Genomic DNA, 25,493 nt, shown 5'->3' with positions numbered 1-25,493 from the left:
AATTTTTCTAAGCCTAACACGCTCAAAAACAATAATCAATATTTTCTGACAATTTATTTTTTCCGAAATCTTACAGGAATTCACCATAGCACCCGGGAAATCCTAACCTATCAACAATGGAGGCGTTTACATGAAAGTGATGATTTTTACAGATATTCACGGGAATGCTGCAGCATTGCGTGCCGTGTTGTCTTACCTCGATCAACAATCAGATATCGATGCCGTATATTGTCTTGGCGATCTCGTTGGAATCGGACCAGAACACAATGAGGTTATCAATTTATTGAGACAACGATCAGATATTCAAACGATTTCCGGGAACCATGATGAATGTGTTCTTGCTTTGATCTATGAGGAAGTTTATCCCGATAGCTACCGACATGCTAAAGAGCATCATCAATGGATCGCGGACACATTGACGCAAGAGAATCAGAAGTATCTGGAAAGCTTGCCGCGCGTGTTAAATATCACGCATCAAGAACAAATTATGCATCTGACGCATTATGCCTATGCGGATCTAACGAAGAAGATCGGTGATGATCCGCTTAAACCAGCAGTAGAGGGAACAAAAGAAAACTTATCCGCCTTGTTTACGGAAAATGAGGCGCGAATCATTGGTTTTGGTCACCATCATCCAACGCAACAAGTCGAGACGGGGCAGACACTCTATATCAATCCTGGTGCACTTGGATGTCAGGAAACAGCCATCGCTCCAATAGCAATCATCGACTGGAAGAAGAATCAAGTCCGTTCAGAAATCCTGACAATTCCATATGATGACCGACCATTTCTAGATGTACTCAATGCGACGGAGATGCCGGAACGTGAGTTGATGCGCCGTCTCTTCTTCGGTAGTAGAACATGAAAAACCCTTCATGAAACATTCATGAAGGGAGTCGATCAACCCGATAATTTCATCATGATTGATACGAGACTTACAACGATCAGTAGCACAATACCGATATTTCGTTTCAATGGATGGCGTGACCAGTAGAAGAATAGTGCAAGGACAGGGGCCACAAAAAAGGCAATCACGAGACTAATTAGTGTTGCAAGAAATAAAACGAATATCCAGAGCTTACTAGTTGTCCGATATACTTGCCACATGTCGTAAAGCGCCATAAGTGTATAAGCGAGTAAAACAAAGATGATTCCGGTCGATAAACTCAAAGTGATCATCACTCCATTCTCTATTTAGTATAAGGGAAGGATCGACAATGATTATATGACATGAATTGAAAAACGTGACGAATCCATGAACGTACGATTAGACGCAGTAACAAAAAAGAAAGGAGAGGGCATCTATGTCAGATATCTATCGTCGTTTTTTCCTATTTCCAGATATTTTGATCATGCTCTTACTACTGATCGGAATAAGCGGTTATGCCATTGCTCAACCATTTCATTGGTCGATTCTACTGTTCTTTTTCCTTGGATTAATCGTCTTTAGCTTCAGTGAATACTTGACGCATCGATTTTTGTTCCATTTACCACCACCTAAAAATGCGCTTGGACGAAAACTGTTGAAACGGCTCCACTATGATCATCATGCACATCCAAATGAACTTCATCTGTTATTTTTACCGATTTGGTATTCGTTACCGAATCTCGGATTTTTTACAGGTCTGACATATCTTTTGACACAGTCTGTCGTTTTGACAGCTGCAGCGGCAAGTGGATTGATCGTTATGTTACTTGTTTACGAATGGAAGCATTATGTGGCGCATGTTCCGCTGAAACCGAGAACGCGTTTTGGAAAATGGATGAAAAAGACGCATCTGTTGCATCATTTCAAAAATGAACATTATTGGTTCGGTGTCTCGAATCCAGTAGGAGATTGGTTGTTTGGAACGCTGAAGGATGAAAAAACAGTCACATCTAGCCAGACAGCACGTGATTTAGAAAAGAATCAAGAATCGAAAAAACCGCCAATCAGCTGATCGGCGGTTTTTTTAATTCATAGGATACGCAACATGGCACGACGAATCGTATCGAGTTCGAGCGGACGAGCAATCAATGGCCATTCGGCAATCAACGCAATGTACGTCCGGAAAATCAAAAAGGCCGTGACGTCGACGGGTACGTCGCGATCGTCTTGTCCAAGGCGAGTCTCAAGTAGCGTTTTAAGATATTCGACGACATGTCGTTCGATTCGTGTTCGTAATTCCTGCATCTCTTGTAATTTTAAGTTACGTGTTTCTTCGATGATTTGAAGAATGAACAAATGTTGTTGCTGATGATAAACAATGGCATCGATCATGGCTTGTTTATTTTCTTCCACTGTCGCATGTTCGACATAAGCGCGTTCCGCTTCTTCTTTCATCTCTTGTAGCACACGTGTCACGAGAGATTCAAATAAGTTGAGTTTGCTTTCAAACAGCTGATAGACAGTCGGTTTCCCGACATGAGCGCGTCGAGCGACACGCTCAATTGTCGTTCCTTTATAACCGAGTTCTGAAAAGCAAGCCATCGCTGAGTCGAGTATCAATGTTTCTTTATCAGACTGTGTCATGTTGTTTTCGTCTCACTTTCGTTGAGAGTAGAATCCGTTTGGCTCCGAGCCCTCCAACGAAGCTGATGATCAAGGCGACGACTAAGATAATCGCAAGAACTTGACTGTTTGAAACGAGGGCATCCGTTACACCAAGTCCAAGAGCTTCACGGAATCCACCGACTGAATACGTCATTGGTAAGAATGCGTGAATCGATTGGAAGAAGCTTGGTGTCATTTCGACTGGGAACGTACCACCACTACCACCGATTTGGAGAAGGAGTAGTAGGAAGGCAATAAACTGTCCGACGCGACCGAGGAGCATCGCGAGCGTGAACAGGATTGTAATAAACGTCATCCCTGTTAAGGCAGCAAATCCATAGAGCGCAGGGACACTCGCAACATCAGCATCAAGGACATAAACGATTGCTGTAGCCGCTGCGACACCTTGCAATGCTCCAATCGGTAAGATAAGTGATAATTTACCGACAAGGAAGCGCCAGTTCAGACTCTCACCATGTTCTGGACGAATCTGATAAACAGAAGAGAACATCAATGCGCCTGCAAACAAGGCAATACTTAGAATATAGGCTGATAAACCAGAGCCATAGTTGTTGACTGTCGAATAGTCATGTTCTTTTAAGACGACGGGTTCTGCAAGCATATTATCCCGTTCTTTTGTCGGCTTAACCGTTGCATCTTTAGCTCCTTTGCTGAGCTCATCCTTTAGCGTTTTAGCACCATCTTCGAGTTTCGTGTTGGCATCCGCGATTTTTGAAGCGCCGTCGGTTGTTTTACCAATTCCGTCTGTAATCGTAGTTGAACCAGATGCCAATTGTCCTAACCCGCTATTTAACGCGCTAGCACCTGTTTGAAGTTGATGCGTTCCATCTGAAAGCTGATTTGCACCGTCAGCAAGTTGTGCGCCGCCTGATGCAGCTTTATGCACACCCGCAGTATATTGACCAAGTTTTTCATTAAATGTCTGTTGTCCGCTTGCTAATTGTTGTGCGCCAGACTCGACTTGTTTCGCACCATCGACGAGCTTTAATTGCCCAGCGTTTAGTTGTGATACAGCTGATTCGACTTGTTTTCCGCCAGCAGCGAGTTGACCGATTTTTTTCGTTGCTTCCGTAGCTTGAGCAAGACTCTGATCAATTGCGCCTTCTTGTGAAGCGAGATTCTTGATATTTTCTTCTAAAGTTCCGATTGTGCCTAGTAAGTTTTGCTTTTCTTCATCTGATAATTGATCAGAAGCGGAAATAACTTGTTTTAGTTGAGCGGCATTTGCTTCAAGAGCTTCTCGACGAGCACGTAAGTCTTGTTTAGATTGCGCAGCATCTTGATTTAATTGATTTAATAACGCATTAGCTGCCTGTGCCTTTTCGTCCAATTGATTTAATCCATCCGTCAATTGAGGGATTTTTTCATTGAGTTGAGCCGTACCTGCAGCAAGTTGTTCTGCCCCTTGGCGGACCTGTGTTGAGCCACCACTGAGTTTTGTTGCGCCGTCTTCGAGTTGCGCGGCACCTGCCTGTAACTTGCCACCGTTTTCATCGAGTGTGTTCAAACCAGAAGATAACTCACCCGTTTTTTGAGCGAAGAGGGCGGTCTTTTCGTCGAGTGTCGTTGCCCCATCACTGAGTTTTTTAGAGCCTTGATTTGCTTCCCCGAGTTTTTCGGACAGTGTGAGACTACCATCCGCGAGTTTTCCAAGATTCGTTGCCAGCGTTTTGGCACCATCTGCTGTTTTATGGTTTCCGTCCTCAAGTTTAGAAGAACCGTCTGATGCCTTTTCCATGCCATTTGCGATTTTCTTTAAGGCACCGAAGATTGCGCTACTATATTGTTTCGTAACGGATTTTCGGATCTTTTCGTTTAATTGTTTTGCAGCCGTACTCGAAATTTGTGTTCCGGAGTAGTTTTTGGCTGGATTTAAGTAGTATTCCAACTCAATTTTCTTCGGATGATCGTCGAGTAGTGTCGTTGCATTTTTAGAGAAATTCTTCGGAATAACGACCGTCATATAGATTTTGCCGTCACGTAATTCTTTTTCGGCTTTGTTCTTAGATAAGAACTGCCAATCAAAATCATCATTTTTTTTGAGTTTATCGACAAATTGATCCCCGATGTCGACTTTTTCTCCTTTAAACTTCGTCGCACTGTCTTCATTCACGATAGCGACCTTAATATCTTCTGTCCGACCGTATGGGTCCCAGAATGCAGATAAGAAGATGGAGTTGTAGAGAAATGGCACGAGGATGAGGGCGAGAATGACGACAATCATCATCGGACTCTTCAATTTCTTCCATTCTGAGCGAAACATAAATACAAATCCCCTTTCTAAAACTCAAAACTAATTTGAGTTTTAGGTTTTGATGAGATTTACTTTACTCTCTTCATTGTAAAAAAGCAATCGATAATCTTGATTTCACATAAAAAAAGACGACTCGCAGGGAGTCGTCTCAAAAAAACGAGTTAAGGAAGCAAAAGTAGTTTTCCTGTGCTGCGTCGACTTTCTAAAAAGTCATGCGCTGCTTTTCCATCAGATAAAGCAAATGTTGTAGGAGAAGACAGGGTGAGGTGACCGGATAAAATCCAATCAAACAATTCACCGGATCTACGGATTCGTTCTTCAGAAGATGTTAATACGTTCCAAAGATCACCACCCGTTAATGTTTTTGATGTGTCCATCAAAAAGCGAGGATCGACAGGAGTAGGGTCACCGCCTGCCATACCATAGAATACAACAGTTCCATGAACTTTTGTCACATGGAAACTATCCATTAATGTCGAACCGATTGATTCGTAGACAACATCAACTCCTTTACCTGACGTTTGTGAAAGCACTTGCTCGACCCAGTTTTCTGAATACAAATAGACAGACTCACAGCCAGCTGTTTTGGCAATCTGTGCTTTATCAGAAGAAGAGGTCAACCCAATCGGTGTTGCACCGAGTAATCGAATAAGCTGTGTCAATAATTGACCTACGCCACCTGCAGCAGCGTGTACTAAGATGGTATCTCCTGGTTGGACGCGATAACTGTCGCGGGTCAAATAATGTGCCGTCAACCCTTGCAATAAGACAGACGCAGCTGTTTCGTATGAGATACCGTCAGGAAGAGGAATCAATTTATCGACGGGTGCTGCTACGTACTCAGCATTCGCAAGCGGGACGTCCGCAAAAGCAACGCGTTGACCTACGTAGAACGTAGAAACAGTTGCACCAACCGCTGTGATGACGCCTGATCCTTCGTAACCTAAAATATACGGAGGCTGACCTTCTAGATGGTAGTTACCTTTGCGACGATAGATATCTGCGAAATTCAGACCAATCGCTTTCATTTCAATCAGAACTTCATGTTCGGTGATTGTTGGTGTTGGCAGGTCTTCGAACCGTAGTACATCGGACGTTCCGAATTCATGGAATGTTAATGCCTTCATTTCAACACATCCTTCTTTTAATTCTCTTTTTAGTATAAGGCAGAACATCTGAAAATGATGGAAAGATGCGTTACACTAGAAAAAAAAGACGAAAGAAGGGACAGTATGAAACGTGTCTTAATGGGAGGAATTCGCTTTTATCAGAAAGCTATCTCTCCCATGAAACCAGCTACCTGTCGATTTTATCCAACATGTTCCCATTACGGGATGGAGGCGATCGAACGTCATGGTGCAGTAAAAGGCAGTTATTTGACGACACGTCGTTTGCTCCGTTGCCAACCATTTCATCCAGGTGGTCTCGATTTCGTTCCAGAACCTGATCAGTTTAGTTGGAAAGCACCATTACAGAGAGAAAATCCACGTGAGAAGGTGGAGGAGACTGAGGAATAAATCATATGAATGTTCGTTGATTATTTAATGAAATGTAAGCAAAAAAGGAAATGTACTACCGAACCTTATCGGTAATACACTTCCTTTTTTCGTTCTATTTGCGAGAAATTATAGTTTGCCTGTCAAAAACTGTGCTTCACCGAGACCAAAACTCCAGTCTGCAGCATCGTTTTCGACGATCGAAACCATCAAATCAGTCGGTGCAAGTCCACAGTTTGCTTGCAAACGTTCGGCAAGTAATTGATAAAGACGTTGTTTTTTCTCTTCCGTCCGCGTTTTACTTGTCACACTGATGAGGACGATATCTTTACTCCGTTCAAAACCAAGTCCTGTATCTTGAATGACCATCTCATGTGCTTTATGCGTATGCACAATTTGATAACGATCACGTTCTGGGACATCAAATGCTTCGACCATTGCATCGTGTGCGGTGTCGAGTAAGGTTTTTAACTCTTCTTCTGAACGTCCTTCAATAACGTCGAATCGTAATAATGGCATATAAAATCACTCCTTAATAAAAGTATGTAGAGTAGGGGAGAACCCTACTCTTATATTATTCGAAGAAAGGTTTGTATTGACGGCGATCATGCATGACAGACAACCATTGGACAGTCGAGAATTCTTCAAGTACCCATTCACCGTTGAAGCGACCAAGTCCTGAATCTTTTTCACCACCAAATGGCATATGTGGCTCATCGTTGACTGATTGGTCATTGATGTGAATCATACCTGTTTCAACTTCAAGCGCAAAGGCAGTCGCACGTTCAATAGAAGAACCGTGCACAGCACCACTTAATCCGTATGGGAGTGAGTTCGCGATTTCAAGTGCTTCTTCATCCGTATCGAACGGGATGATGACAGCGACTGGTCCGAAGATTTCATTTTTAGCAAGCGGCATATCATTCGTAACGCCTGTCACGACTGTAGGTGCGATGACGTTATCTTTAGCTTCTCCACCAACACGAACGGTTGCGCCAGCAGCTTTTGTTTTCTCGAGGTCTTCAAGAATCCGTTCAACTTGTGATTGGTTGATGAGCGGTCCGACTTGTGTCCGGTCGTGTGATGGATCACCGTATTGTAATTCTTTTACACGAGCAACGTACTTCTCGACGAACTCATCATGAATCGAAGAGGCAACAAGAATCCGGTTCGTTGACATACAGATTTGACCTTGGTGGTAGAACTTGCTGTAGACAGCAGATTCAACAGCGCGGTCGAGGTCTGCATCATCAAGTACGACGAAGACGTTGTTTCCGCCAAGTTCAAGCGCCGTTTTCTTCAAATGTTTGCCGGCAAGCTCACCAATGTGACGACCAACTTCAGTGGAACCTGTAAATGAAATCAGGCGTGGTACAGGATGTTCAACGATCGCGTCGCCAATTTCCGAACCGCGACCAACGATGACATTCAAGACGCCTTTTGGTAATCCGGCTTTTTCGAACAGGCTAGCAAAAATCAATCCGCCTGAGACAGGTGTATCTGTAGCCGGTTTGACGACGACTGCGTTTCCGATGGCAATGGCAGTAGCAATCGAACGAACAGCTAAATGGAACGGGAAGTTCCATGGACTGATGACGCCGATGACGCCAAGTGCTTTACGGTAGATTCGGTTTTCTTTACCTGGTACGACCGATGGACGAATTTCACCGTGCATCCGCAGTGGGAATGTAGCAGCTTCCTTGACGATCAGGACAGAAGCAAGGAATTCACCTTCTGCTTTAATACGTGTACTGCCGGACTCTTTAATCAACCATTCGATGATTGTTTCTTTTTCTTCGTATAAGACTTTCAAGAAGTTTTCGATCAGACCTTGGCGTTTTAAAGCAGGAACTTTCGCCCACTCTTTTTGAGCGACTTGAGCCGCTTCATACGCATCATCTAAATCTTGTTGATTCGCTGCAGAGATCGTGAAAAGCTCTTCACCCGTGAACGGATTCGTATTCGTCATGTTGCTGTCACTTGCGCCTGTGCGCCACTGACCATCAATATAAATTTTCGTGAAATCTGTATGCAATGTTGCTTCGTTTTGTTGAGCCATATCATTTCATCTCCCATTCGTTTTCATAACAATTAAGTTATTCACGTTATGAAAAGAAGTAAAACACATCCGTGCACTTCGACCAAATATATTGCTCAAACTGATGAATGGAATAGGGTTTTAAAGCGCTCTAAATCAGGAATTTATTCAATATAGTACTATAAAGAGGAGGAATTTTATTTTGAAGAAACTGAAAGTCCTATCACGAGAAATTAATTGGTGGTGGCCGTTACTTTACGGACTTATCGGTATAGGACTGACGGGTGTCGTGACGTGGTTAGATGTGTATGTATCAGACTGGTTTCCAAAAGAGTGGCAAACGACACTTGGCTTAGCACAGACGATCCACAGTTCGGTTTTTACCGGACTGCTCGCCATGATGACATTTACATTCTCGACCATTCTTGTCGTCTTGACGACCTATTCATCACAATTCTCACCACGCACGTTACCTAACTTCATTGAAAATCGACAGGTGCAACACATTTTCGGTATTTTCATCGGAGCAGTCAGTTATTCCATGACGATGTTGTTTTTCCTTCGTCCGGCTTTAAAGACGAGCGTTGTCGCTTCAGCTGTAGCCGTTCTCGTTGTGCTGATATCGATCGTCGCATTCGTCGCATTCATTCATATCGTCAGCCAGTCGATTCGCGTCACGACTTTACTCGATCGATTGCACAGTGAAGGGAATGAATTGTTAAAACGTCAACTCAAGCATTTGGAATCGGGAGAACAGAGAATTACAGAAAAGAAGATGACGATAAATCATCCTCATCGTATTCAGGCGACACAAACTGGATATATTCAAGCGGTTGATTATGATGCCTTCGATCAGAAAGAAAACGTGTATATTCATCGAACGGTCGGTTCTTTCGTAACAGAGGGAGAGGTCATCGGACGCGCAACATGCAAAGATATCGATGGAAACATCTTGATTGGTCCGACGAAATCTTCAGAACAGGATTTTGCATTTATTCTTGAAAAGTTAAGTGAAGTTGCATTACGTGCTATCTCTCCAGGAATCAATGATCCGAATACAGCAAGACATGCCATTCGGATCATAGGTGATTTAATGCGCCAGTATGCTGTGATACCGGATGGTGTACTAGTCGTTGGAGAGGAACAGCAACATATCATCGTCCGGGAAACTTATCAACAATTGTTATATACGACGTTTTATCAACTGCGACATTACGGAGCAGAGGATATTTCTGTTCTTGCAACGATGCTCGAGTCACTCGGGACAATGAAGAAAAATGGGTTACCAAGTCACTGTGAGACGATTCAACGATTCATTCCATACATCTGTTCGGAAGCACGTTTTGAAAAAATGAACGACTGGGATCGCGATTTTCTACAAAATCAAATACATCGGGCGTTGAATGAAACCTTTGCCTCACCTTCGACGTAATAATGGGCAAGAGTTTCACAGGAAGGGAGGGATAGAAAGTGACAATCTTGTTATGGAGTCTGATCGTCGTTTGTTTTCTAGTCGCTTTTGCAGGTCTCGTATATCCGATCATCCCAAGTGCACCAATTTTAGTAGTGGGCTTTTTGATTTATGGATTTGGATTCGGCTTCTCTGAGTTATCGATTAGTTTTTGGGTGATTCAAGCGATTTTTATCATCCTCTTATTTACACTCGACTACCTCGTCAGTGCCTACACCGTTGATCGGCGGGGAGGCTCACAAGCAGCTAAGATTGCGACGACAGTTGGATTGATTGCAGGACCATTTATATTGCCGGGTATCGGATTATTGATTTTCCCCTTTGTGTTTGCCATCTTAACGGAGAAAATCATTAGTAAAAAGACATGGCAAACTTCAGTTTCAGTCGGAATTGGGACTGTCCTAGGAATTTTATCAAGTGCATTATTAAAAGGAATCGCGATGTTACTCATGATCGTGATCTTCATTCTCTATGTTGTATGATGGATTGAAATGATGTCTTCAAGTACACATTTTATGAAAGTTCCGTTATAGTATGAATATGAAAAAGTAGGGAAGCTTTGAAAGATTGAAGCTTCTTTTTGCTGTAAACCACCAGATGCCTCGGCATCTGGCTTTATATTAAATGGAGGTGAATCCCCTTTCTTCGGGGAAACGATTGGACAGTACACACTCAATGGAGACATTCGACACGACAACGATCATTATTCGACTACTCGTCATTGCACTACTTATCGTCTTGACGGCTTTTTTTGTTGCCGCCGAATTTTCGGTCGTCAAAATGCGAATGTCTCGAATCGATCAGTTGATTACAGAAGGAAGCAAGACTGCGAAAGTGGCGAAGCGGCTACTTGAGAATTTGGATTATTATTTATCAGCCTGTCAACTTGGTATTACCGTGACAGCGCTTGGTCTCGGGTGGTTAGGAGAATCGACGGTAGGCGCAATTCTCGGTATGTTGTTCGAAGAGATTGACATCCCGAATTCCGTTTCGACGATCATTTCGTTTGTTCTTGCATTCTCGATTGTAACGTTTCTTCATGTCGTACTTGGAGAACTTGCTCCGAAATCTCTCGCCATTCAAAAAACGGAAGCGATCACGATGTTACTCGCGCCACCACTTTATTGGTTCGGTAAAATCATGAAACCGTTCATCTGGACATTGAATGGTTCAGCACGCGTGATTCTTCGTTTGTTTGGCGTCGAGCCAGCGGGACACGAAGAAGTCCATTCTGAAGAAGAGATTAAAATCATCATGACACAGAGTTATAAGAGTGGAGAAATCAACCAGACTGAACTTTCCTACATGCAGAACATCTTCTCGTTCGATGAGCGGATCGCAAAAGATATCATGTTACCGCGAACGGACTTAATCACGATTTCGAACGATGCATCGATGGAGGATATCATTCGCCTTGTTGAAGAGTATCAGTTCACACGTTATCCAGTAGCGGAAGAGGGAGATAAGGATAAAATCCTTGGCTTCATCAATGCAAAGCAGTTATTTACGGATCATATGGCAAACAAGGGGAAAGCATTAAGTTATTACATCCACAACTTGCCGATTGTATCTGAGTATTCACCGCTTCAAGACGCGATGTTGAAAATGCAGGTGGAGCGGACGCCAATGGCGCTCGTCATTGATGAGTACGGTGGTACAGCTGGTGTGATTACGATGGAAGACATATTGGAAGAAATCGTTGGAGAAATCCGAGATGAATTCGATAAAGATGAGAAAGCAGATATCGAGCAGATTCATGAGAGGTTGTATCGGATTTCAGGACGTGTCTTGATTGACGACTTAAATGAGCGCTTTAACCTTGGAATTGAAGAGGAAGACATTGATACGATTGGTGGCTGGGTCATGGCACAGGATACAGAAGTGTCGAGCGGTCAAGAATTCCGCTATCAGGCGTACACGATTAAAGTGATGGAAGTCGATAATCACCAGGTCAAATCAATTTATCTTCAGTTGCCTGATCAAGAAGCAATTGAAACAGAAGATATCGGATAAGAAATAGCATTCAAAAGACGATGGACTTGAAGTTCATCGTCTTTTTTTGTCCATCAACAAAATCGAGCAGTTGAAGCAGTTGACACTCTATGTGTTTATCTCCGTCAGTGACGGGTATTACTGATTATGTGGCAAAAAAAGCATTTTTCAATTCAACAGGAAAAGGGGTTTTTTATTATGTCAAACGTCATTCTTACTTCACGTGCATCTGCAGTCGGTGGTCGCGACGGGAAAGTTGCTTCAGACGATAACGTCATTAATCTCGATTTAGTCATGCCAGGAACAAAAGGCAAAGAAGACATTCCGACATCAAACCCGGAACAGTTATTCGCAGCAGGATATGCCGCTTGTTTTGATGGTGCCTACAACTTGATGGCGCGCCAAGCAAAAAAACGAGTTGAGACGCGGACGAATTCAGAAGTCAGCCTCTTACAGGATGAAGCGGATAACGGTGTGAAAATTGCAGCGAAACTCGTCGTCGAAGTCGTGGGTGTATCGCAAGAAGAAGCAGAAGAGTTACTAGAGAAAACACACAACTTCTGCCCGTATTCAAAAGCGACACGTGGCAATATCGATGTCGATCTTTCTGTTAAAGTCGTCGATTCATTATAAGTGATGGGTCTTGAGGAGGGTTTTCGATGGCACCAAAAGAAACCGATCGTCCAAATGAAGAATTCGAAGATGAACGGGATCGTCTGTCTGATAAAGAGCGGAAACTGACAGAGGAGCAACAAAAGGAAATCCTAAAAGGAAAAGATGAAATGCCAGATGATACGGTTTCTCCACGAGATCGCGGAGAAGATCCGATTTAAATTAAACAACTTGGGGGATGAATCACATGTCTAAAAAAGTAGCCGTTGTACTCGCCGATCATTTTGAAGATGTAGAATTCACAGGACCGGTTAATGCATTAAAAGAAGCAGGACACGAGATTACTGTTATTGGCTCCAAAAAAGGTGCAGAACTCGTTGGGAAGCAGGAAGAGGCAAAAGTCACCGTTGATCTCTCGATTGATGAGACTTCAGCGGCAGATTACGATGCGCTCTTGATTCCGGGTGGATTCTCACCGGATTTACTACGGGAAGATGATCGTTTCGTCTCATTCGTCGAAGAATTCGATATGTCGAAAAAACCGATCTTCTCAATTTGTCATGGACCACAGTTGATGATTAACGCAAAAATCGTCAAAGGAAGAAAAATGACAGGTTATAAATCGATTCGGATCGATTTAGAAAATGCGGGTGTAGACTTTACGGATGAAGAAGTTGTTGTCGACGACAACTTCGTCTCAAGCCGTCAACCAGATGATATTCCGGCATTTAATCGGGAAATCGTAGCAAAACTCGGCTAATATCAGGACATAAAAAATCAGCACTGCGACGTCGCAGTGCTGATTTTTTATGCATTCTCGGGATAATCACAAAGTTCGGTAATGACACCGTGTGAATGACGAGGATTCATATAAATCAGTCGTCGTCCGAACGGTGTTGTTCGATACGTATCCTCTAAAAATGTTAGACCTTGTTGTTTGGCTTCTAGAATAGCTTGATCCAAATCCTCTACACGGTAAGCAATGTGATGGACACCTTTTCCGCGTTGTTTCAAAAACCGAGCAATCGGACTATCTTGACTGGTTGGTGTTAATAACTCGATATGCGCATCATCAAACTCAATGACTGCAATATTAGAAGCAACACCAGGAGCGGGATTCGAATATTCACGAGTTAATGTGCCACCTAACACTTTTGTATAGAATGAAATCGCTTCTTGCATGTCACGGACAGCAATTCCAGTATGATCTAATTTCATATGATATCCTCCTTCTATTCGCTTCAGTTTCCCAAAAATGAATCAAAGTTGCAACGATGAGATATCTTCCAAATGTTTCTATTACATAGTCGAGGAAAGATTTATTTAAAATGAAATATCACTGAAATATTATGGAAGAGGAATGAATGCTATAATCAAAAACGTTCTTATAAAAAAGAAAAACTATTACAGAATTTAAATTTAACGCAAATTTTTACGATAAATCATAAAACATATCATTATAGAAAAAGAGGGAATACTACATGAAAAAAACGTTCGCGTCGCTTATCGTTTCCGCACTGGTTCTTTCATCCGCACCTCATTTTGCAGCAGCTGATGATTTAAGTGAACAGAAAGCCAAAAACGAACAACAGCAACAAGACAATGTTAAAAAGCAAAAAAACTTAGAGTCTTCCGTTAATCAGGAAGGTCAAAAAATCTCTAAAACACAACAAGAAGTCAATCGACTAGACGAAGCTTTGAACGAAAAAATCTTTGCTGTCGAAACAAAAGATCGTCAAATCAAAGCAACAGAACGAGAAATCGTTGAACTTGGAAAAGAAATTGAGAAATATAAAGCGAAACTAAAACGCCAAGAAAAACTTCTAGGTGATCGTCTTCGTGTCATGCAAGAGAATGACGGAAACTCGATTAAATGGGAAGAAGTTATCTTCGGTGCTAAAAACGTTGGGGACCTCGTAAGCCGTGTCATGGCAGGGAAATCCATTTCAAAACAAGATGATAAAATGATCACGGATTACCAAAATACGCAAAAGCAATTAGCAGATGCGCAACAAAAAGTGAAAGAGAAGAAAGCGCAGTTAGTCGTTGAAAAGCAGGAATTAAAACGTCAGCAAGCGGATCTTGAATCTCAATTAAAAGAGCGGAACAAACGTTTAAAAGAACTACGTAAGAAAAAAGAGAAATTCGAAACACAATTAATGGATGCAAAAGAAGTCCAGCAAATTCTAATCGCTCAAGAAAAAGCGATTGCAGCTGAAAAAGCAGCACGTGAACGTGAAGCACGTATCGAAAAAGAGCGTCAAGCACAAGCAGCACGTGAAGCGAAAGCACGAGCAAAAGCTGAAGCAGCGCAAGCGGCAGCTCAAAAAGAAGCAGAACAACAAGCTGCTAAAGAAGCAGCGGCTCAGCAAGCAGCGCAAGAAAAAGCAGCACAATCAGCAAAATCTTCTGGTTCGACGAAACAGTCGACACCAAAAGCATCTACACCAGCACCAGCTGCACCTGCTCCAGCACCGTCAGCTCCTGCAACACCTAAACCAGCACCAGTATCAGGTGGTCTATTCATTCACCCAACAGTTGGGGCTGTCACACAAGGATATGGTTCAGCTGGAGGAGAAAACGGTTATACGTTCCATAACGGGATCGACTTCGGTGGTCCAGTTGGGACTCCGATCGTGGCAGCTGCAACGGGAACAGTCATTACAGCATCAGGTGGTGGACCTTACGGAAACCACATCATGATTGCTCACCAATTGAACGGTAAGACATATACGACATTGTATGCGCACATGAGTGCATTAAATGCTCATGCAGGTCAACGTGTCAGCCAAGGTCAACAAATTGGTTTACGCGGAAGCACTGGGAATTCAACTGGTCCACACTTACACTTCGAAATTCACGTTGGTGGATACAGCTATAGTGCAACGGGTCCAGCTAACTCAGTAAACCCGATGACTATGTTTTAATTAGTGAAGAATCGTTGCTTAGCAACGGTTCTTTTTTTGTGCTTTTCAAAAAATAAATGTTTATATTACAAAAAAACGTTTGCATTTGAAATGTAAATGAAATTTTTTTGAAATGATTAGGGTGCTATAATCTATTTCAGAGATGAAAGAAACTTGAATACTATAATAAAATATGAAAAAACATAAGTGAGGAATACGATATATGCTAAAAAAACTAATTTCTACCATTGTTTTAGGGGCATTACTTATAACAGGAACACAACCGATCGCGGCAGCAACGATTAAAGAAAAAAAGGCTGAAAATGCTGCAGAACAACGTAAATTAGAAAAAGCGATTAAAAAACAAGAGTCGAAAATTTCAAAAGAACAACGTCAAATCAATCAAATTGATGCAGCGATTAACGAAAAGATTTTCCAAGTTTCCGAAAAAAATAAACAAATTAAACAGTTGAACGTTCGAATTGACGAGTTAAAAGCAGATATCGTTCGTTACGAAGAGATGCTACAGAAGCAGGAAGAACTTCTTGGTGATCGCTTACGTGTGTTCCAAGAAAACGATGGGAACTCGATTAAATGGGAAGAAGTCATTTTTGGATCAAAGGATTTGGGTGATTTATTTAGCCGTGTCATGGCTGGGAAAAAAATCGCTGAGCAAGATGATAAAATGATTTCGGATTACATCGCGACACAACAAAAATTAGCAGAAGCAAAACAAGCACTCGTCGAGAAAAAAGCGGAGCAAATGCAAGAAAAGAAAGTATTGCTTGAACAAAAGAAAGCGTTAAAAGTTCAAATGAAAGAGCGTAGTGCTACACTGAAAAAATTACGAAAAGGTAAGACGAAGTTCACGACAGAACTTCTAGATGCAAAAGAACTGCAAGCGACTCTTGAAGCTCAAGAACGTGCGATTGCGGCAGCGAAAGCTGCTGCTAAAGCAGCGGCTGAAAAAGCAGCAGCAGAGAAAGCAGCAGCTGAAAAAGCCGCTAAAGCGAATGCTCAAGCAGCAAAACAAGCAAATAAGAATACAGAATCAACAAGTTCAGATGCAACACCAATCGTTTCAGGTGGTGGGAAATTTGTTCGACCATCTTCTGGTGGCGTCTCACAAGGTTTTGGACCAGCTAGTGGAGCAAACGGTTATACATTCCATAATGGTGTCGATTTTAAAGGTCCCGTCGGATCTCCAATCGTCGCATCAGCAGCCGGAACGGTCATTACCGCATCAGGTGGTGGACCTTACGGGAATCACGTCATGATTTCGCACTTCCTTGACGGGAAAGTGTACACGACTGTCTACGCCCATATGAGTTCATTGTCTGTTCATGCAGGACAAACCGTTTCTCAAGGTCAGCAAGTCGGAACACTTGGTAGTACGGGAAATTCAACAGGACCACACTTGCATTTCGAACTACATGTCGGAGGGTATCAATACAGTGCCTCTTCTCCTCTGAATGCAGTGAATCCATTAGCATATCTGTAATCAAAAACGGGCTTCGGCTCGTTTTTTTTTGTTCCCTATGCTACAGTTAAGGCGAAACGAATACTTGAGCAACTAGGGGAGCTGGAGGAATCTGGCTGAGAGGAAAACCAATCTGTTTTCGACCCTATTACCTGAACTGGATAATACCAGCGTAGGAAAGTTGAGCCGAACGGATATCGGAATGCGTGTATAACGCTTTTGTATAGCGTCGACTGCTTTTTTACAGCGGTCGGCGCTTTTTTTGTCGGTAACGACTCCCTTACATTGCTCGATGGGAAGGTGAGAGAAACATGAAACATGTATTGACGATTGCAGGATCCGACTCCGGTGGTGGAGCTGGAATTCAAGCAGATTTAAAAACATTTTCGGCTTTAGGCGTTTATGGAATGAGTGTTCTGACTGCTGTCACGGCGCAAAATACATTAGGTGTTCAAGCGGTGGAAGAGCTATCTCCGGAAATCGTTGATGCCCAGTTAACATCGATTTTTTCAGATATTCGTGTCGATGCGATCAAAATCGGGATGGTCTCGAATGCGCAGACGATTCGTGTCATCGCTACACATCTTCGTAAACAGACAGTTCCGATCATATTAGACCCAGTCATGGTCGCAAAAGGTGGACATGCCTTGTTACGGACAGAGGCAGAACAAGCACTGATTATGGAGTTACTACCACTTGCGACACTCATTACACCAAATTTACTAGAAGCTGAGCGTTTAACGGGAAAGTCAGTAACCAATCTAGAGGACATGCGGTCTGCGATGCATCAATTGGCTACGCAGACGGGCGCAGTCTTATTAAAGGGTGGACACTTACCCGGAGAGGCGACGGATTTATTGTTTGACGGAACGAAAGAACATCGCTTCACATCCGAACGGTTAGACAACCAACATACCCACGGAACGGGTTGTACCTTATCTGCAGCGATTGCAGCACGGATGGCGCTGGGAGAAGATTTACCAGGTAGTGTACGACAGGCAAAAAGCTATGTCACGGAAGCAATCCGTCATGGATTTGTCCTCGGACAAGGTATTGGACCGACACACCATTTTCATTCACTTTGGAGGGATGCACATGTTTACGACCATTCTTGAACAGAAACCACTCATTCACCATCTGACGAATACGGTGACGATTAACGATTGCGCAAACGTCACATTAGCTGTTGGGGCATCCCCCGTCATGGCGGAAGACATTCGAGAAGTAGAAGAGATGGTTCGACTCGCACAAGCTCTTGTCTTGAACATTGGTACACTTGATGCAGAAATGCAGGAAGCACAACGACTGGCAGTACGTGAAGCAGGACGATTGAACGTTCCAATCATCCTCGATCCAGTCGGAGCAGGAGCTACGACATTAAGAACCGATTTCTCAAAAGAATTAATCGATTTCGGATGTACGATCATTAAAGGAAATGTCTCTGAAATCAAGACTCTACTTGGAGAGAATGGACGAACGAAGGGAGTCGATGCTGTGGGAGACGGAAGCATGGATCGAGAAAGTATCCGTATATTCGCACGCAAACAGCAATCCGTCGTCGTCGTCACCGGTCCAATCGATTACATCACGGATGGCACACGCGAAATGGAATTGAACGTGGGTACTCCTCGTCTTGGAGACATCACAGGAACAGGTTGTATGACGGCATCGATAATTGCTAGCTTCCTTGGTGCAGGCTATACGGCGTATGAGGCGGCAGTTCATGGAACGTTCGTCATGGGAAAAGCAGGAGAGCGGGCAGCATCGGCACAAGGTCTAGGCGATTTTAAACGAGAGTTGTTCAATGCCATCAGCCTGATGACGGAACAAGATCTGACGGAGGTGACGGAACGTGGTAATTGATTATTCGATTTACGCCGTGACGGATCGTAGATATCATCCAGGAGTTGCTATCGAAACGGTCGTTGAAGAAGCGATTTTAGGTGGGGTAACCATCGTGCAACTACGGGAAAAAACAGCGCAAGGAAAGGAGTTCTTTGAACAGGCAGTTCAGTTAAAAGCACTCACGGATCGTCACGACATTCCATTGATCATCAATGATCGAATCGATATCGCGTTACTCGTCGGAGCCGGTTTGCATATCGGACAAGAGGACATTCCTCTAACCGCAGCACGTCGTCTCTTACCGAACGCTGTAATCGGTGTATCGGTTGCAACTGTTGAGCAAGCAATGGAAGCAGAACAAAATGGGGCATCTTATTTAGGGGTGGGGTCTTTATTTGCGACGTCATCGAAAGCAGACGCTGATGCGATGCCGTATACGACACTTCAGGCGATTCGAGAAGCGGTTCACTTACCTTTGATTGGTATTGGTGGCATTACAGCAACAAATGTCTCGTCTCTACCGATTCTACTAGAAGGATACGCGGTCATTTCTGATATTTTTGCTAAAGAAGATCGGCAGCTCGCTGCAAAGCAAATGACAGATGCTGTGCGAGAATGGCATCAATCTCTTCAGAACAGGGTATAATTCGTTCAGAGGTGATTGTATTGAAATGGCAGACGATCCGTTTTCGGGGCTATTGGATCCGGTATCGGTTAGAACCACAAATCATTCGGGTCGATAATCAGGGGATTTATCATCTAGGAAAAGTTTTATTTCCGCGTCCTAATCGTATATCCTATGAAATGGCTCTTTTATTGAAGGAAAAGTATGAGCGACGTTACAAGCGACCTTTGTATATTAAAACGAGTTCGATTGCGACAGAAATCTGGGGGCATACTCATTTAGATATTTATTATCGGATACTTCTTCGGTTGCCGATCCCAGCTTCATTGCGCCAGCGTTATACGAATCGATTAGAAAGTACAAAAGTCATCGATATCGGGGTGCGTGCTGTCGACCAAAATCGAATTGTCTGGGATATCGGAGATTTTGTCGGGGGGTGGCTCGTGTTTTGGCTCATTCGCAGACGAATGCGCTGAACTTGCAATGTCCTGTTTCTCGTGGTGCAATATATATAGAAACGAGGTGACGGACATGGACATTCCCCGTTGTGAAACGATCGCGATTGACGAACAGCGCGCGACCGAAATCGGACATGTCGTTGATACAATTCCGACGCTTGAAATTGGAAAATTGTTTAAAATTTTATCAGATGCGACACGATTACGAATCGTTTATGCTTTGACGATTGAAGAAGAATTGTGCGTTTGTGACGTCTCTGCTTCTGTTGATTGTTCGATCGCGACAGCGTCGCATCATCTGCGATCCCTATTGAAACAGGGACTTGTAAAGTTTCGTAAAGAAGGAAAAGTCGTCTATTATTCCTTGGATGATCATCATGTATCATCGCTTGTCCATATGGCGATGGAACATGTACAAGAGGGAAAAGCAGTACTTGAATGATTTTTAGAATAAACGAAAAGCGCAGCAATAGCTGCGCTTTTCGTTTATTCTTGTGCTGATTGCTTTGATATGGCAGGAGCAAAGCGATGGAAGAAAAAGATCGTTGCACTAATCATTAAAAAGGACAGAATGGACAAGCCGAGGCACATCCATTTATATGTAGCAATTAACGTATCCGATTGTTGTAATTTTGCTTGAAGGGTTTGATACAAATCATCTTTTACACGGGATAAGTCTTCAAGAATTGTCTGAGTTGTTTGAGTCGATTGTCTTGCAAGACGTTTTGCTGCTGCAGGACTTTGACGTTCATATACGACGAAAACCCGTTCAATTTCAGACTCCCATACATTGTTTCGCCGAAGTAAATCCTTGATTGCCCCCGGAGTAGTTGATGATTGATTCAGAGCGTTACGTAAATCATGAATTTTCGAAGTCGAAAAATAATATTGTTCGATGTAACGATTATCCTCATACAATAAGAGACCACGGACTGCATTTGCTCGATCTCGATTATGTTCAACTAGCTGGTCGACTTGATTAATTAACGGTATATCATGATCCTTCATCTGCGCTGTCATCGCTGCAATTGTCCGATAACCGGACAAGGCATAAATGATTGGTATAGAAGCAAATAAACTGATCAAAAGAATCAGCAGAATACGCTGACGCCATAGTGAGTGCATGCAATCATTCCTTTAAATAAAAAGACATGTCATTAGCTTAACTACTATTACAAGAAAAGTGAAGCCTGTCTATTTTTTGAATAGGGATAGGAAAGTAGAAAGTCAGCATTTTGAATAAAAAAAGCAGGAAAGCTAGTACAATCCGAGAAGCTGTTTTGTAGAAGAAAAAGCGCAGCTTAGCTGCGCTTAATGTTAAAACGAATAGGAATGTTCCTTGTAGTTTCCGAAAACCGTATGAATTTCCGAGAACGTAACGAATGCATTTGGCTCAACAGAAGCGACGATCTCTTGCAAGCGTACGATTTCGTTATTTTGAACGACAACGTAGACCATTTTTTTCGTTCGGTTGGAGTATCCACCCCGTGCATCCAAAATCGTAACACCACGACCAAGCTCTTTTGTAATGACTTCGTTGATTTCATCTGCTTTCTCACAAATAATGATACATTGCTTAGAAGCAGAATAAAAACTATAGACCGTTTGAAGGGCTTTAGCGCGAACAAAGCTCATGATGAGAGCGTACATAACGTGTTTCAAATCGAAGACCCACCAGACAAGAATGTAGATGACAAGATCTTGCATTAGAAATATACGAGGAAGTGGCCAGTTATGAAAACGAGCGAAGAAAAACTTTCCAAGAATATCGAGCCCGCCGGTAGACGCGCCACCGAAGAAAATCAATGCCATTGCAAGACCGGAGACTAGACCAGCAAAGATGGAAGCGACAAGCGGATCATTTAAAGATTCTGGAACGATTTGAGTTGGAATCCAGTCGATTAAAAAAGAAGAAGCAATGACGATAATGCCAGATAAGAACATGAATCGCTTACGTAGAAAACGGAAACCTAAAATGAAGAGTGGGATGTTTAAGAGCAACTGTGTTAAGCCGATTGGGGTATGGAAGAGCTCTTGCACAACGAGCGTAATCCCCATGATACCACCGGATCCGATATCATTTGGAGATAGTAGTAAACTGATGTAAAGGGAATAAAGTAATGTACCAATGATTAAAAAACTGATTTTTTCAACTCTCTTTTTCTGTGGGTGTGTCGTAGTAGTCATGGCAATATGATGAGTGACCTCATGCTCCTCCTTCTGTGAGTATCTGCCTGCAAGAGTACGCCCATATGCATAAAATTTCAACCCTTCTTATGAAAAAAGATGAAAAAGGGTAAGTTTTTTTAGGAAGGTGATGAAAATGAAAAAAACGTTCTTGATTATTGGATGTATCTGTTTAGGGATACTGATAGGCATTCGTATTTTTCAACAACCAGATGAAGAAAATCGAACGTCTATTTGGCATGATGGTGATATCGTAGCAAGACAAGTCGGTGCTTCGATGATGAATACGGTAGCGATTCGTCAGTTAGCCGAACAACTCCCGTTTTCATCGGAATTAGAACAGGTAGATGTTGAAGGAGAATCGTTACGGCTTGCCTATGACGTCACTGGAAAAGAGCGGCGTGCGTGGATTGGGACGGACACTGGTACATTACAAGTGAATCAGGATTTTTTAAACGCTCGTTTATCAAAAGTCCTCATGCATCATACACTCGTATTATTCTCAACGATTCCTGACTTGACTAATCTTGAAATTCACTACACCGATCCCTATTCACGTGCTGATTTTAAAATAGACCGGAAAGCATTTGATGCTTATACGCCAACTGATATCGAACGGGCCACTTCATCTTCGAGTCGATTCAACCGTGTCGTTATCGATAGGTATGTCCTGGATGTATCAAGACGACAAACCTTTTTCGAACAGTTCGTATCAGGACTTTCGATTCGAAATAATTAGTTGTATAAAACAAGAAAAGGCATTTTTCACAATCTCGACACAATGATATCGTTTACATCTCGTTCTTTTATGAAAACAATAAAACAGGTCTATTCAACGCTTGAACATCTTTTAAGATGGAAGTATGATAATAAATGAACAGACATTGTGAAGTGTTGAACAAAAGAAAGAGAGGTTTCTACGATGAACGAGGTAGAAGCATTAGAAGGATTACGGAATAAAGCAGTCAAGTCGACGCGGATGTTACAAGTGCGTCCTCTCGAGTACTTAGTTCGTGCTATGCTAGCAGGTATTTTCATTGGGTTTGCAATCATTTTTACCTTAAAGGCAATTAACGGTCTATATATGGCGGAGTCACCTGTTGCGACACTTGTCGGTGGACTAACATTCGGAGTGGCACTGGTCTTAATCGTTTATGGTGGGGCAGAACTGTTTACAGGGAATACGATGTATTTCACAACGGCAACGATGCGAGGCTATACGACGAAGATGGATACGATGAAGGTTTGGTTAATTTGTCTAATCGGAAATGGACTCGGAGGGCTAGCGTTCGCGCTACTCTTTTCTCAAACAGGAATCATACAAGAACTTGGGATGAACAATTGGTTGTTTGCTGTATCGGAAACAAAAATTCACCATTCGACGTGGGAAATCTTTACACGAGCCATTTTCTGTAACTGGATGGTTTGTTTAGCGATTTTCATTCCAAAGAACATGAAGAATGAATTAGCGCAGATTATGATGATGATGGTACTGGTCGCAGTATTCTTTGCATCCGGATTTGATCACGTCATCGCCAATATGGCATTGTTCTCAATTGCTTTAATCGTGCCACATCCGGATACGATTACGTTTGCCGGAGCGATGCATAACCTGTTGCCAGCTTTAGCTGGTAACATTATCGGTGGAGCTGTCTTCATGGGAATGATCTATACGTGGCTGAACAAAGAAAAACTAGAGGTAGATGAATCACGTCAATCAACGACACCTGTTCATATTGCTTCGAAGCAAAATGCATAATCAAAAAGCAGCTGTCGCGACAGCTGCTTTTTTCGTTTATTCCATATGTTGAAAGCGATCGACATCTGCAGCCAGTTCTTCATAAATCGTTTCGACGATTTGTGCGTCATCGAAGAGCCCGAGGACGTTATCGTCCGGTAAGGCGTCAACAGGAGACGTGAAGTACAGAACAGCCGTCAACAACAATTGTTCCTGCTCCGTATGCATTTCGAATTTTTTCTGGTACAGAGCACGAAGCATTTCAAGCAATTGTTTTAATTGGAAATAGAGAACGAGCTCTGCCTCGCGTTCGATATCCGAGCTTTCTGTAGACGCAATATCTTGCGTCAAGTGGGCAAGTCCGATTTCTGCTCGAACTAACAGTTCTTGTTGTGCTTTTTCATCACCGACGAGGTCGAGTGCCTGTCGATGAAAATACGTATAAGCCGATTTAAAATCTCCGGGTGTGAATTCCATGGTGATGCCTCCTTCTATTCTCCTTCTAGTTTCGCCTTATTTCTTGCAAAATTGCAACTATTTCGTGAAAATAAAGATACAAGAAAGGGGATTACATAATGCCGACACAAGCAGAATTACAACAGTACGCGTCTTTAGCAGTACGTACAGGAATTAATTTACAACCAGGACAACAACTCGAGGTACGAGCCGGAATCGAGAATTTGCCACTTGTCCGTGAAATCACGCGTGTCGCCTACGAAGTAGGTGCTACGCAAGTATATGTACAATGGTCTGATGATGAGATGACGAAAATTCGTTATTTCAATGCACCAGAAGAGTCGTTTGATACGTTCCCGGATTGGTTAAAGGCACGTTATGATCAACTGGCAGAAGAAAAGACAGCATTCTTATCAGTCGTTAGTGAAGATCCAGATTTATTGAATGGCGTTGATTCGAGTCGAATCACACGTGCGAATAAAGCGGCAGGTGTTGCTCTTGCTAATTGGCGGAAGTTCGTCATGAGTGACAATGTAAGCTGGTGCGTCGTAGCGGCACCATCTGAAAGCTGGGCGAAAAAAGTGTTCCCTGACTCAGAGAAGCCGGTCGATGAACTGTGGGCAGCTATTTTAAAGGCAACACGTGCCGATCAAGCAGATCCAGTTGCTGCATGGGCAGATCATGATCATAATCTACGTTCAAAAGCAAAATTCCTGACAGAGAAGAAATACAAAACATTACACTACACAGCTCCAGGGACAGAACTATCGATCGAATTACCAGAACGACATGTCTGGTTAGGTGGCGGTGGTCCGAATGCAGATGGTGTGGATTTCATCGCGAATTTACCGACAGAAGAAGTGTTCACGTTACCGAAAAAGACAGGCGTCAATGGTTACGTCTCTAGTACCAAACCACTCAGTTACAGCGGGAACTTGATTGACGAGTTTACGCTTTGGTTCGAAGATGGAAAAATCGTCAAAGCAGAAGCAAAACAAGGACAAGAAGCACTTGATGATTTGATTTCACTTGATGAAGGCGCCCGTTACTTAGGAGAGGTTGCGCTCGTACCACACCGTTCGCCAATTTCAGACTCGGGTATTTTATTCTACAATACACTGTTTGATGAAAATGCGTCATGCCACTTGGCAATTGGTCGGGCGTACTCGACGTGTCTCGAAAATGGTCCAAGCCTTTCAGCGGAAGAACTAGAAGCACAAGGAGCAAACGATTCGATGACTCATGTTGACTTCATGATTGGATCAGCAGAGCTATCGATCGAAGGAGAACTTGCAGACGGCACGCGTGAATCCGTCATGCGTGACGGAAGCTGGTCAATCTAAACGAACAAAAGGTGAGTCCGAATACGGAACTCACCTTT

Annotated in this window: 29 protein-coding genes and 1 riboswitch; of the genes, 19 read left to right on the top strand and 10 right to left on the bottom strand. The window is 42.9% G+C overall.

Annotated features, from left to right (window positions below):
* Positions 1-130 precede the first annotated feature (130 nt).
* A complete protein-coding gene (locus tag ADM98_RS03540) occupies positions 131-865 on the top strand; it encodes a metallophosphoesterase family protein (RefSeq protein ID WP_053452287.1) in 735 nt (244 codons plus the stop codon).
* Positions 866-900: 35 nt separating this feature from the next.
* Here ADM98_RS03540 and ADM98_RS03535 read toward each other — a convergent pair whose 3' ends face one another.
* Positions 901-1,179, bottom strand: a complete 279-nt coding sequence (locus ADM98_RS03535; RefSeq protein ID WP_053452286.1) for a hypothetical protein — start codon at positions 1,177-1,179, stop codon at positions 901-903.
* A gap of 125 nt (positions 1,180-1,304) precedes the next feature.
* Between ADM98_RS03535 and ADM98_RS03530 the strand changes: the two genes are divergently transcribed.
* The gene (locus ADM98_RS03530) at positions 1,305-1,940 is read left to right on the top strand and encodes a sterol desaturase family protein (protein ID WP_053452285.1); all 636 of its coding nucleotides are present in this window, start codon (positions 1,305-1,307) and stop codon (positions 1,938-1,940) included.
* A gap of 17 nt (positions 1,941-1,957) precedes the next feature.
* Here ADM98_RS03530 and ADM98_RS03525 read toward each other — a convergent pair whose 3' ends face one another.
* The 3 genes from ADM98_RS03525 to ADM98_RS03515 all read right to left on the bottom strand — a co-directional run bounded on the left by ADM98_RS03525 (position 1,958) and on the right by ADM98_RS03515 (position 5,935).
* Positions 1,958-2,512: a TetR/AcrR family transcriptional regulator gene (locus ADM98_RS03525; RefSeq protein ID WP_029340803.1), complete on the bottom strand. Its 555-nt coding sequence runs from the start codon at positions 2,510-2,512 to the stop codon at positions 1,958-1,960.
* Entirely contained in the window at positions 2,499-4,817 is a 2,319-nt protein-coding gene (locus ADM98_RS03520) for a YhgE/Pip domain-containing protein (protein WP_053452284.1), read from the bottom strand. Before ADM98_RS03520 ends, ADM98_RS03525 begins: the two co-directional genes overlap by 14 nt.
* Before the next feature lie 152 nt (positions 4,818-4,969).
* A complete protein-coding gene (locus ADM98_RS03515) occupies positions 4,970-5,935 on the bottom strand; it encodes a quinone oxidoreductase family protein (protein ID WP_053452283.1) in 966 nt (321 codons plus the stop codon).
* A 105-nt stretch (positions 5,936-6,040) separates the two neighbouring features.
* Here ADM98_RS03515 and yidD point away from each other — a divergent pair, with 105 nt between their 5' ends.
* Positions 6,041-6,325 carry a membrane protein insertion efficiency factor YidD gene (gene yidD, locus ADM98_RS03510; RefSeq protein ID WP_053452282.1) on the top strand — a complete coding sequence of 95 codons (285 nt, stop codon included), beginning with the start codon at positions 6,041-6,043 and terminating at the stop codon, positions 6,323-6,325.
* Between the two features lie 108 nt (positions 6,326-6,433).
* On the opposite strand, the gene ADM98_RS03505 is transcribed toward yidD, so the two are convergent.
* Together ADM98_RS03505 and ADM98_RS03500 are read right to left on the bottom strand one after the other, a co-directional pair.
* Positions 6,434-6,823 carry a tautomerase family protein gene (locus ADM98_RS03505; protein ID WP_029340806.1) on the bottom strand — a complete coding sequence of 130 codons (390 nt, stop codon included), beginning with the start codon at positions 6,821-6,823 and terminating at the stop codon, positions 6,434-6,436.
* Positions 6,824-6,878: 55 nt separating this feature from the next.
* Positions 6,879-8,363, bottom strand: a complete 1,485-nt coding sequence (locus tag ADM98_RS03500; RefSeq protein WP_082318485.1) for an aldehyde dehydrogenase family protein — start codon at positions 8,361-8,363, stop codon at positions 6,879-6,881.
* Positions 8,364-8,544: 181 nt separating this feature from the next.
* Here ADM98_RS03500 and ADM98_RS03495 point away from each other — a divergent pair, with 181 nt between their 5' ends.
* From ADM98_RS03495 to ADM98_RS03475, 6 genes are all read left to right on the top strand, one after another.
* Positions 8,545-9,774, top strand: coding sequence for a DUF2254 domain-containing protein (locus ADM98_RS03495; protein ID WP_053452281.1), 1,230 nt, complete (start codon positions 8,545-8,547; stop codon positions 9,772-9,774).
* 38 nt (positions 9,775-9,812) lie between these two features.
* Positions 9,813-10,295, top strand: coding sequence for a DUF456 domain-containing protein (locus tag ADM98_RS03490; protein WP_023467174.1), 483 nt, complete (start codon positions 9,813-9,815; stop codon positions 10,293-10,295).
* Positions 10,296-10,488: 193 nt separating this feature from the next.
* A complete protein-coding gene (locus ADM98_RS03485; RefSeq protein ID WP_053452280.1) occupies positions 10,489-11,826 on the top strand; it encodes a hemolysin family protein in 1,338 nt (445 codons plus the stop codon).
* A 177-nt stretch (positions 11,827-12,003) separates the two neighbouring features.
* On the top strand, positions 12,004-12,438 hold the full coding sequence (locus ADM98_RS03480) for an organic hydroperoxide resistance protein (protein ID WP_035412467.1): 435 nt from the start codon (positions 12,004-12,006) through the stop codon (positions 12,436-12,438).
* 26 nt (positions 12,439-12,464) lie between these two features.
* Positions 12,465-12,638, top strand: a complete 174-nt coding sequence (locus ADM98_RS17440) for a hypothetical protein (RefSeq protein WP_023467179.1) — start codon at positions 12,465-12,467, stop codon at positions 12,636-12,638.
* A gap of 26 nt (positions 12,639-12,664) precedes the next feature.
* The gene (locus ADM98_RS03475; protein WP_053452279.1) at positions 12,665-13,177 is read left to right on the top strand and encodes a type 1 glutamine amidotransferase domain-containing protein; all 513 of its coding nucleotides are present in this window, start codon (positions 12,665-12,667) and stop codon (positions 13,175-13,177) included.
* A gap of 47 nt (positions 13,178-13,224) precedes the next feature.
* On the opposite strand, the gene ADM98_RS03470 is transcribed toward ADM98_RS03475, so the two are convergent.
* Positions 13,225-13,635: a VOC family protein gene (locus tag ADM98_RS03470; protein WP_053452278.1), complete on the bottom strand. Its 411-nt coding sequence runs from the start codon at positions 13,633-13,635 to the stop codon at positions 13,225-13,227.
* Positions 13,636-13,898: 263 nt separating this feature from the next.
* Between ADM98_RS03470 and ADM98_RS03465 the strand changes: the two genes are divergently transcribed.
* From ADM98_RS03465 to ADM98_RS03435, 7 genes are all read left to right on the top strand, one after another.
* Positions 13,899-15,344, top strand: coding sequence for a murein hydrolase activator EnvC family protein (locus tag ADM98_RS03465; RefSeq protein ID WP_053452277.1), 1,446 nt, complete (start codon positions 13,899-13,901; stop codon positions 15,342-15,344).
* A gap of 202 nt (positions 15,345-15,546) precedes the next feature.
* Complete coding sequence (locus ADM98_RS03460) at positions 15,547-16,824, top strand: murein hydrolase activator EnvC family protein (RefSeq protein ID WP_053452276.1); 1,278 nt, start codon at positions 15,547-15,549, stop codon at positions 16,822-16,824.
* 64 nt (positions 16,825-16,888) lie between these two features.
* Positions 16,889-16,999: riboswitch (TPP riboswitch) on the top strand.
* 115 nt (positions 17,000-17,114) lie between these two features.
* Positions 17,115-17,918 carry a bifunctional hydroxymethylpyrimidine kinase/phosphomethylpyrimidine kinase gene (gene thiD, locus ADM98_RS03455; protein ID WP_053452275.1) on the top strand — a complete coding sequence of 268 codons (804 nt, stop codon included), beginning with the start codon at positions 17,115-17,117 and terminating at the stop codon, positions 17,916-17,918.
* On the top strand, positions 17,899-18,666 hold the full coding sequence (gene thiM / locus ADM98_RS03450) for a hydroxyethylthiazole kinase (RefSeq protein WP_053452274.1): 768 nt from the start codon (positions 17,899-17,901) through the stop codon (positions 18,664-18,666). Before thiD ends, thiM begins: the two co-directional genes overlap by 20 nt.
* On the top strand, positions 18,656-19,294 hold the full coding sequence (gene thiE, locus ADM98_RS03445; protein WP_053452273.1) for a thiamine phosphate synthase: 639 nt from the start codon (positions 18,656-18,658) through the stop codon (positions 19,292-19,294). The genes thiM and thiE overlap by 11 nt, the downstream gene beginning before the upstream one ends.
* The gene (locus ADM98_RS03440; protein ID WP_235504825.1) at positions 19,264-19,749 is read left to right on the top strand and encodes a hypothetical protein; all 486 of its coding nucleotides are present in this window, start codon (positions 19,264-19,266) and stop codon (positions 19,747-19,749) included. Before thiE ends, ADM98_RS03440 begins: the two co-directional genes overlap by 31 nt.
* 55 nt (positions 19,750-19,804) lie before the next feature.
* A complete protein-coding gene (locus ADM98_RS03435) occupies positions 19,805-20,173 on the top strand; it encodes an ArsR/SmtB family transcription factor (RefSeq protein ID WP_053452271.1) in 369 nt (122 codons plus the stop codon).
* Between the two features lie 44 nt (positions 20,174-20,217).
* On the opposite strand, the gene ADM98_RS03430 is transcribed toward ADM98_RS03435, so the two are convergent.
* The gene (locus tag ADM98_RS03430; protein ID WP_053452270.1) at positions 20,218-20,856 is read right to left on the bottom strand and encodes a CHASE3 domain-containing protein; all 639 of its coding nucleotides are present in this window, start codon (positions 20,854-20,856) and stop codon (positions 20,218-20,220) included.
* A 192-nt stretch (positions 20,857-21,048) separates the two neighbouring features.
* Positions 21,049-21,918, bottom strand: coding sequence for a YitT family protein (locus ADM98_RS03425; RefSeq protein WP_053452269.1), 870 nt, complete (start codon positions 21,916-21,918; stop codon positions 21,049-21,051).
* 136 nt (positions 21,919-22,054) lie between these two features.
* On the opposite strand from ADM98_RS03425, the gene ADM98_RS03420 reads away from it, so the two are divergent.
* Positions 22,055-22,657, top strand: a complete 603-nt coding sequence (locus tag ADM98_RS03420; protein ID WP_053452268.1) for a hypothetical protein — start codon at positions 22,055-22,057, stop codon at positions 22,655-22,657.
* A 183-nt stretch (positions 22,658-22,840) separates the two neighbouring features.
* Positions 22,841-23,677 carry a formate/nitrite transporter family protein gene (locus tag ADM98_RS03415; RefSeq protein WP_053452267.1) on the top strand — a complete coding sequence of 279 codons (837 nt, stop codon included), beginning with the start codon at positions 22,841-22,843 and terminating at the stop codon, positions 23,675-23,677.
* 36 nt (positions 23,678-23,713) lie between these two features.
* On the opposite strand, the gene ADM98_RS03410 is transcribed toward ADM98_RS03415, so the two are convergent.
* Positions 23,714-24,133: a YkvA family protein gene (locus ADM98_RS03410; RefSeq protein WP_053452266.1), complete on the bottom strand. Its 420-nt coding sequence runs from the start codon at positions 24,131-24,133 to the stop codon at positions 23,714-23,716.
* Positions 24,134-24,231: 98 nt separating this feature from the next.
* Here ADM98_RS03410 and ADM98_RS03405 point away from each other — a divergent pair, with 98 nt between their 5' ends.
* The gene (locus ADM98_RS03405; protein WP_053452265.1) at positions 24,232-25,455 is read left to right on the top strand and encodes an aminopeptidase; all 1,224 of its coding nucleotides are present in this window, start codon (positions 24,232-24,234) and stop codon (positions 25,453-25,455) included.
* Positions 25,456-25,493 lie beyond the last annotated feature (38 nt).

This window comes from Exiguobacterium sp. BMC-KP, from assembly GCF_001275385.1.
In the GTDB taxonomy this organism is placed as follows: domain Bacteria; phylum Bacillota; class Bacilli; order Exiguobacteriales; family Exiguobacteriaceae; genus Exiguobacterium_A.
This window is presented reverse-complemented; position numbering and strand designations above follow the sequence as displayed.

Bases quoted from the DNA above. Each gene is read 5' to 3' on its own strand.
- ADM98_RS03540 (WP_053452287.1), top strand. From the start codon at position 131: ATGAAAGTGATGATTTTTACAGATATTCACGGGAATGCTGCAGCATTG.
- ADM98_RS03535 (WP_053452286.1), bottom strand. From the start codon at position 1,179: ATGATCACTTTGAGTTTATCGACCGGAATCATCTTTGTTTTACTCGCT.
- ADM98_RS03530 (WP_053452285.1), top strand. From the start codon at position 1,305: ATGTCAGATATCTATCGTCGTTTTTTCCTATTTCCAGATATTTTGATC.
- ADM98_RS03525 (WP_029340803.1), bottom strand. From the start codon at position 2,512: ATGACACAGTCTGATAAAGAAACATTGATACTCGACTCAGCGATGGCT.
- ADM98_RS03520 (WP_053452284.1), bottom strand. From the start codon at position 4,817: ATGTTTCGCTCAGAATGGAAGAAATTGAAGAGTCCGATGATGATTGTC.
- ADM98_RS03515 (WP_053452283.1), bottom strand. From the start codon at position 5,935: ATGAAGGCATTAACATTCCATGAATTCGGAACGTCCGATGTACTACGG.
- yidD (WP_053452282.1), top strand. From the start codon at position 6,041: ATGAAACGTGTCTTAATGGGAGGAATTCGCTTTTATCAGAAAGCTATC.
- ADM98_RS03505 (WP_029340806.1), bottom strand. From the start codon at position 6,823: ATGCCATTATTACGATTCGACGTTATTGAAGGACGTTCAGAAGAAGAG.
- ADM98_RS03500 (WP_082318485.1), bottom strand. From the start codon at position 8,363: ATGGCTCAACAAAACGAAGCAACATTGCATACAGATTTCACGAAAATT.
- ADM98_RS03485 (WP_053452280.1), top strand. From the start codon at position 10,489: ATGGAGACATTCGACACGACAACGATCATTATTCGACTACTCGTCATT.
- ADM98_RS03480 (WP_035412467.1), top strand. From the start codon at position 12,004: ATGTCAAACGTCATTCTTACTTCACGTGCATCTGCAGTCGGTGGTCGC.
- ADM98_RS17440 (WP_023467179.1), top strand. From the start codon at position 12,465: ATGGCACCAAAAGAAACCGATCGTCCAAATGAAGAATTCGAAGATGAA.
- ADM98_RS03475 (WP_053452279.1), top strand. From the start codon at position 12,665: ATGTCTAAAAAAGTAGCCGTTGTACTCGCCGATCATTTTGAAGATGTA.
- ADM98_RS03470 (WP_053452278.1), bottom strand. From the start codon at position 13,635: ATGAAATTAGATCATACTGGAATTGCTGTCCGTGACATGCAAGAAGCG.
- ADM98_RS03465 (WP_053452277.1), top strand. From the start codon at position 13,899: ATGAAAAAAACGTTCGCGTCGCTTATCGTTTCCGCACTGGTTCTTTCA.
- ADM98_RS03460 (WP_053452276.1), top strand. From the start codon at position 15,547: ATGCTAAAAAAACTAATTTCTACCATTGTTTTAGGGGCATTACTTATA.
- thiD (WP_053452275.1), top strand. From the start codon at position 17,115: ATGAAACATGTATTGACGATTGCAGGATCCGACTCCGGTGGTGGAGCT.
- thiM (WP_053452274.1), top strand. From the start codon at position 17,899: ATGTTTACGACCATTCTTGAACAGAAACCACTCATTCACCATCTGACG.
- ADM98_RS03440 (WP_235504825.1), top strand. From the start codon at position 19,264: ATGGCATCAATCTCTTCAGAACAGGGTATAATTCGTTCAGAGGTGATT.
- ADM98_RS03435 (WP_053452271.1), top strand. From the start codon at position 19,805: ATGGACATTCCCCGTTGTGAAACGATCGCGATTGACGAACAGCGCGCG.
- ADM98_RS03430 (WP_053452270.1), bottom strand. From the start codon at position 20,856: ATGCACTCACTATGGCGTCAGCGTATTCTGCTGATTCTTTTGATCAGT.
- ADM98_RS03425 (WP_053452269.1), bottom strand. From the start codon at position 21,918: ATGACTACTACGACACACCCACAGAAAAAGAGAGTTGAAAAAATCAGT.
- ADM98_RS03420 (WP_053452268.1), top strand. From the start codon at position 22,055: ATGAAAAAAACGTTCTTGATTATTGGATGTATCTGTTTAGGGATACTG.
- ADM98_RS03415 (WP_053452267.1), top strand. From the start codon at position 22,841: ATGAACGAGGTAGAAGCATTAGAAGGATTACGGAATAAAGCAGTCAAG.
- ADM98_RS03410 (WP_053452266.1), bottom strand. From the start codon at position 24,133: ATGGAATTCACACCCGGAGATTTTAAATCGGCTTATACGTATTTTCAT.
- ADM98_RS03405 (WP_053452265.1), top strand. From the start codon at position 24,232: ATGCCGACACAAGCAGAATTACAACAGTACGCGTCTTTAGCAGTACGT.